4 protein-coding genes, 1 tRNA gene and 1 pseudogene are annotated in these 5,538 nt (G+C 53.9%); 4 read left to right on the top strand and 2 right to left on the bottom strand.

Going from position 1 to position 5,538, the window contains the following annotated elements:
* Positions 1-895 precede the first annotated feature (895 nt).
* Entirely contained in the window at positions 896-1,318 is a 423-nt protein-coding gene (nusB, locus tag RMSM_RS00590) for a transcription antitermination factor NusB (protein WP_008689995.1), read from the top strand.
* Here the strand turns inward: nusB and RMSM_RS00585 are convergent.
* Positions 1,315-2,067, bottom strand: coding sequence for an MBL fold metallo-hydrolase (locus RMSM_RS00585; protein WP_008689994.1), 753 nt, complete (start codon positions 2,065-2,067; stop codon positions 1,315-1,317). The two genes, nusB and RMSM_RS00585, sit on opposite strands and share 4 nt — an antisense overlap.
* 295 nt (positions 2,068-2,362) lie before the next feature.
* Between RMSM_RS00585 and RMSM_RS00580 the strand changes: the two genes are divergently transcribed.
* Positions 2,363-2,446 (top strand) — tRNA-Leu (locus RMSM_RS00580).
* 253 nt (positions 2,447-2,699) lie between these two features.
* The gene (locus RMSM_RS00575; RefSeq protein ID WP_040763321.1) at positions 2,700-3,185 is read left to right on the top strand and encodes a hypothetical protein; all 486 of its coding nucleotides are present in this window, start codon (positions 2,700-2,702) and stop codon (positions 3,183-3,185) included.
* Between the two features lie 496 nt (positions 3,186-3,681).
* On the opposite strand, the gene RMSM_RS00570 is transcribed toward RMSM_RS00575, so the two are convergent.
* Complete coding sequence (locus RMSM_RS00570) at positions 3,682-4,017, bottom strand: hypothetical protein (protein WP_008689989.1); 336 nt, start codon at positions 4,015-4,017, stop codon at positions 3,682-3,684.
* Between the two features lie 872 nt (positions 4,018-4,889).
* On the opposite strand from RMSM_RS00570, the pseudogene RMSM_RS00565 reads away from it, so the two are divergent.
* A pseudogene (locus tag RMSM_RS00565) lies at positions 4,890-5,538 on the top strand (hypothetical protein); the annotation flags it as partial.

The raw sequence follows: 5,538 nt of genomic DNA, 5'->3' as shown, positions 1-5,538 counted from the left end.
GGTCGAACTGCTCGATCGCATTCGACAGACGGTCGAAAAATGCACCGCCGCAAACCGCACGGGAATCGCTAACCGGGATCATTCAATTGCATGCGGATCACGGCTGGGCAGCGCCTGCGGTCGAAGAAGCCCGGCGTCAAATTGAAAAATTGCCGCCTGTTCCGCCCGAACAGTAGCGTGCCCCCCGTGTTTGGGTTCAATGCTAGGCAGGCGGTCGTGAAATCAGCGTGGCGCGTGCCCAATACGATCGCCCTTCGTAGCGGCACGACGCAAGCCGTCCGGTTGCAGTGGGAAAACGTTCGAATTAGGCAGCCAAGAGGCTTTCGTAATTAGCCGCTTTGGCTAACGCTGTGAAGCATTTTTTCGTAGCGAAACTCGCAGAGAGTTTCGGTTTTACTCGCGTGGCCGAAAGTCTCTGCGACTTTCGCTACAGCTAATTCGCGTTTTCCTTATAGGGAGAAATGCTTCACAGCGTTCCGCTTTGGCGCAAGCGGGCTGTTGATGTAGTCGTACGAGGGACTTCCTAGTCCGTCGAATACACCCATGACGGATGAGTTAGTCCATCAGCCACCCCTTGGCATAGGGTCATAGGAAACTTCAGTAAATCACGGCCCGCTGGTCACGGCTGCGACATTTAACCGGGCCAGGGGCCAAACGGTTAGCGGGATTTTACCCATTGATTTCGGCCTACCTGCTTTGACTGGGTGACGCAAGCCGCTGCGTTAGAATGAGCCTGCCTGTTAGGGGGAATGTCGAAGGCGTTGGGTGTGGGGGCTCGCCCGGCCTAAATCGAAGGTTTCTTGGCTGCCCCAATCGGCGCTTCCTCCTTTTCCGCATAGAATCCCCACTCAGGCCTCCATTTCATAAAAATTTCCCTCATTGTTGTCAGGTTCGAATGTCCACTCGCCGCCGTGCCCGCGAGATTGTATTGCAGCTGCTTTACGAGGCGGACGTTAACGATCCCCGCTCTGATGAATCCGCCAAGCAGTTCATTCGCTCGCGTTTACAAGGACGCAAAGCGTTGACCGAGTTCGCCTACAAATTGTTGATGGGCACGCTCGAGCATCGCGATGACGTTGATGCGCATCTCAGCAAATTGGCCAGCCACTGGACGCTGCCTCGTATGGCGGTGACCGATCGCAACGTGTTGCGATTGGGAGGCTACGAGATTTTGTTTGGCGATACGCCGGGGCGTGTCGCGGTCAACGAAGCGATTGTTTTGGCCAAACGTTATGGCGATAAAAACAGTCCGCGTTTCGTCAACGGCGTGCTCGATCGGCTCTACAAAGAACTCGAAGCCAAGCAGTCCAAGAGCTAGAACTCGATCATCATCTCGTCTTCGGCAAGGACGACTGGGCAATCGACAGCGTTTCGGATCACGTCCAGATCCACTGGGTCATCGCACAGTTCCAGCGGGTTGATATGAGTTACCAGCAATTTTTTAGGATGTATCCGCTGGGCGACTTCCGCCACACGGCTGGTCCAGCAGTGTCCGGTCTTCTTCGCCCACTCGGCCGATGAGTCACGAAAGTAACACTCTTGCATCAATAGGTCGCACTCATGGCCCCACTGGGCCATCTCGTCGCTGGTGTCACCGGTATTGTCGGTGGCATAGACGAGCTGCTTTTGTTGTTTCGGCCACTCGACACGATAGGCCACGCTGCCGCCGGGATGGTCTTGAGGGCGGTGCGTGATCGTCGTGTCTGCGATTTGAAATTCATCGAGCGAATCGATCTCCATCCACTCGGCGTTCAGGGACGCGGGGAAAATCAAGTCGTTGAACAAGTGTTTGCGAACGGCATCCAGTTTGTCTTTCTCGCCCCAGATCCGGCAGGTCTTTACCGGGCTTTCAAACAACACATCCAGTAAGAAGGTCAGACCGCAGGTGTGATCCAGATGAGCATGGCTGAGCAGCACATCGAGCGAATCGGTCTGGATCAACGGCGCCAACCGAAAGACGCCAGTCCCAGCGTCCAACAGCAGTCCCGATTCAGGCAGGAAGTAGCACGAGGTATGGCGTTGGGCGTTGGGGTGATAGCCTACCGTACCGAGGCAATGAAGTTGCATGCTCGCCAATCCTCGCTCGGAATTAAAACGGAGTGATGGGGTGATAAGGGGGGGCAAGTTGTAGCACCCAAGTATATCAGAGAGAAGCGTTCTCGGTTGGATTATCCAAGGGGGCACCGTCGGATGCCGTCGCGGTTGACAATCGTCCAGCCGTAATAATCCTCATAAGGTGACTGACTGGGGTGTAGCGGTCCGTCTTTTTTCGCCCGCAACCGGGGCGCGTGAATTCCACATTTTCATGTCCTCCTCCACTTGCGATTCAAAGAAAATCGCGATATTGTTCTAGGGCTAATTCGCGGATGTGGCGGAATTGGCAGACGCGCTAGATTCAGGTTCTAGTGCCCGCAAGGGCGTGGAGGTTCAAGTCCTCTCATCCGCACTACGTAAAATCAAAGGGTTTTCGCCGATTAGGCGAAAACCCTTTTTTCGTGTCGACTGCCAGCTCCATTCTTGGAAGCTCGGAACAATTGGGAAGGTAATCCGCCAGGCAAGCCAACGATTCGAGCGAAAAATCGAGACGGAAAAAAAGAGGGGCAGTAGTGGGCTAAAATCTCGGCAGACCAGCTCCGAGCCAAGCTCGCCTGAGGGCGCGCACGCCGAACGTTCGTAAGCCGTCTTTGGTATTCAAATCGATGAATCGTACTCCCATCCTTGCTATCGGTATCTGCATCATCGGGTGTGTGGCACCAATGTTGCGTCCAGTACCGACGGCGTCCGAATACAAACAGCGTTTCTTGACTCATCTTCGGCCGGAACAAATCAACAGTCTGCGGTTCACTTACCATGGTGCAGTCGGGGGCGAGGCATCGCTCGCGCGATTCAAGGTGGAAGCAAACGCGGTTTCCGAGATTCGAGCCAATGCCCAACGGGAAGACGTTTACGCATCCCAAGACGAAGACGCGGTCCAAGAGTTAAAACGCAAGATGGCGATGTGTACGGATGAGGGCCAAATTCCTGAATGGTTTGACTTTCTGTTTGGGAAAGCGTTACCCGTATTCATCGATAACGGTGACTCCACTGCTGAGCATCCAGCCTACTTACATGAATGGTACGTCGACGAAAGTCGCGGTATCGTTTACTTCGTGATGATCGAGGGGGGAATGCCGCAGGTTGCCTGACGCACCATCAGAACAATGGTCTGGACGCGGAGGCCTCGAAAGCGACCGATTGAAAATAGTTGGCCTTCTGCTCTGCGTTTCTCTGCGTCGTTGCACCCTCAGCGTTAAACTACAGTGAACCTAGCTGGTTCTGTTTGTCTATTGCCAATCTATCGCCGCATCTCGGGTGCGAGCACGTGGAAGTGTCCTCGTTTGAGGACGTCTTTGGCGTTTATCACGTTCCTACCGCAACCTTGGGGTGCCCTTATTTGACCGGGGACGCGGTGATGGTGTGTGCGCCGAAGTTGTGGGAACTTCGAGAATGTCGTTCGGTCGTCGCCGGACGGGAGAGCAGGCAAAAAAATGCGGGGCAAAAAGATGGTATGACCGACTGGTACCAGACAAAGGAAAGAAACGGGCATGTTTCTGCCCATTCTCTAACCTTTCACGTTCTAACCTTTTTTTCCGGTGGCCTGTGCTTTATCAATCAAACTCTGTGGCGTCGCTCGCCTTTGGGCTAATGTAAGTCCGGAACCTGCTGGATCAAGCTGACCGACTTGAAGCGGATGTAGGTCACTCCGCCTGAAAACATGGTTTCTTGAAACGTCTCGAATCGTCCTTTTCGCTTACCCACCACAAAAGGCACACCTTCGATGTACACGATCTTTGGATTCTCGATGGGGATGCCGGTGTCGGACGATGATTCAGCGAACACCCATGTACCTTCCATCTCAACATCGGGCAATACAAAGTTTTTCGGCGTCGCTGCCTGAGCCGGGCGGGTTTCGTGCAGCAAAACGACGAAAGCGGTAAGCACGATCGCGGCACAAGTCAATGTGAGATACTTTTTCATTTTTGAAGTCACCGTGTGAGTATGTCGTTACGTTTCATGAGATTGCGGAACGCCATGGCAAGTCGCCGAGAGGAAACGTTCCTCAGAATTGCAGCATCAGCTTGCAATGAGATTAGGACATGGTGAATGTCGACGACGAGCGATCAGTGGCATCGCAGTCGCAATCCATTGAAACTGTGACGCCATGCTGCTGACAATCCGCACAACCACCGCAATCCCCCCTGCCTATTCTTAATTTGCAAGAAGGTGGAATCAGGATTCCACTAGAAGACGACGCTGCCGGGTTGCGAACAAGTCCAAGCCAACAAACAGGCGTCTAACTCATCTCCGTGTCCTACACACTTCTGAGGCGTGATATATCCCTACGCATTTCTGTTGGTAGGAAAATGGAGGTAGGAAGATGAAGAATGTCGGCTTGCTGTGATGCTTTTTCAATATGGGGATTTGCGTGGGCTGGATGATCGCGAACAGCACGGAGTGCGGAGCGACTTTGGCGAGCACTAAATGTGGATGCGTCGCTCGTGGCCGTGCTTTTTCCCTCAAGCTGAAGTCGAGTTTGCAGTGATGAGATTGTTGAAACTTTTGGCGCTCAGTGAACGCCAGCAAAAAAAACGCTGGTTCCCAGGCTGGAGCCCGGGAACCAGGGGTGGCGATTGCCGAGAAGTGGCAAACGGCCCCTCAAATTGTTGACAATCGGACGCTGTGGTCTTGGCGGCGCTGGTTGTCGGCGATTGATTTATGGAGGGTTATGGATCACAATACCCCCTCAATCTGTCCCCATTCTTTCCTCCATCGAGTATGATGCTGTGACTTACACCCGAGCTTCTTTCTGCTGTACCATCGCGGTCGTGTTTGGAATTTCCCAAAACGTCATGGCCCACGAGGGACACGACCATGACCACGATTCTGCCGGCAAGCACCCTGTCGTGGCGGTCGACTTGGCGACTGCACAAAACACGTTTAACGCGAACGGCAAAACCTATCGCTGGGAGCATCGTCCCGAACTGGGCAAACAAGCCGACGCGATGATCGCAGCAGCCAAGGGCGGATTGCACAACAATGCGGATGTGGATCAGACGACTCACGAGATCGTGACGGTGGTTGCCAAATATGGCTTGGTCACACTCGATGGCGAACTGAACGAATGGAGTCTTGTCGAGGAACAGGATTCGATCTTTGCGGGCGGCATGAACGCTCACGGAGCCGATTGCTTCATCATGGATGGCCAGTCGTATTGGGCGTTTGCATCGACCAACACGGGTGAAGTCGTAGTATCACAGCGGGGCAAAGTCATTGCCCGTTTGAAACAACCCAAAGGCACTGAGTTTGACAATCCTACGGTCAATTCCTACTTCGCAGCCGGTGGCAGATTCACGCCTTGCGATGTGGTTTATCTTCCGGAAGCCAAGCGATTGGTTGCGGTGATTGGCTACGCACCAGGCGATTACGCGTTGTCGGCCGAGTATCGTGACGGCCAATGGCAATGGGGTGGTCCGGCGTGGGGCGGCAAGGAAAACGTGG

The sequence above is a fragment of the Rhodopirellula maiorica SM1 genome (assembly GCF_000346295.1).
GTDB classification, from domain to species: Bacteria; Planctomycetota; Planctomycetia; order Pirellulales; family Pirellulaceae; genus Novipirellula; species Novipirellula maiorica.
This window is presented reverse-complemented; position numbering and strand designations above follow the sequence as displayed.

Bases quoted from the DNA above. Each gene is read 5' to 3' on its own strand.
- nusB (WP_008689995.1), top strand. From the start codon at position 896: ATGTCCACTCGCCGCCGTGCCCGCGAGATTGTATTGCAGCTGCTTTAC.
- RMSM_RS00570 (WP_008689989.1), bottom strand. From the start codon at position 4,017: ATGAAAAAGTATCTCACATTGACTTGTGCCGCGATCGTGCTTACCGCT.
- RMSM_RS00585 (WP_008689994.1), bottom strand. From the start codon at position 2,067: ATGCAACTTCATTGCCTCGGTACGGTAGGCTATCACCCCAACGCCCAA.
- RMSM_RS00575 (WP_040763321.1), top strand. From the start codon at position 2,700: ATGAATCGTACTCCCATCCTTGCTATCGGTATCTGCATCATCGGGTGT.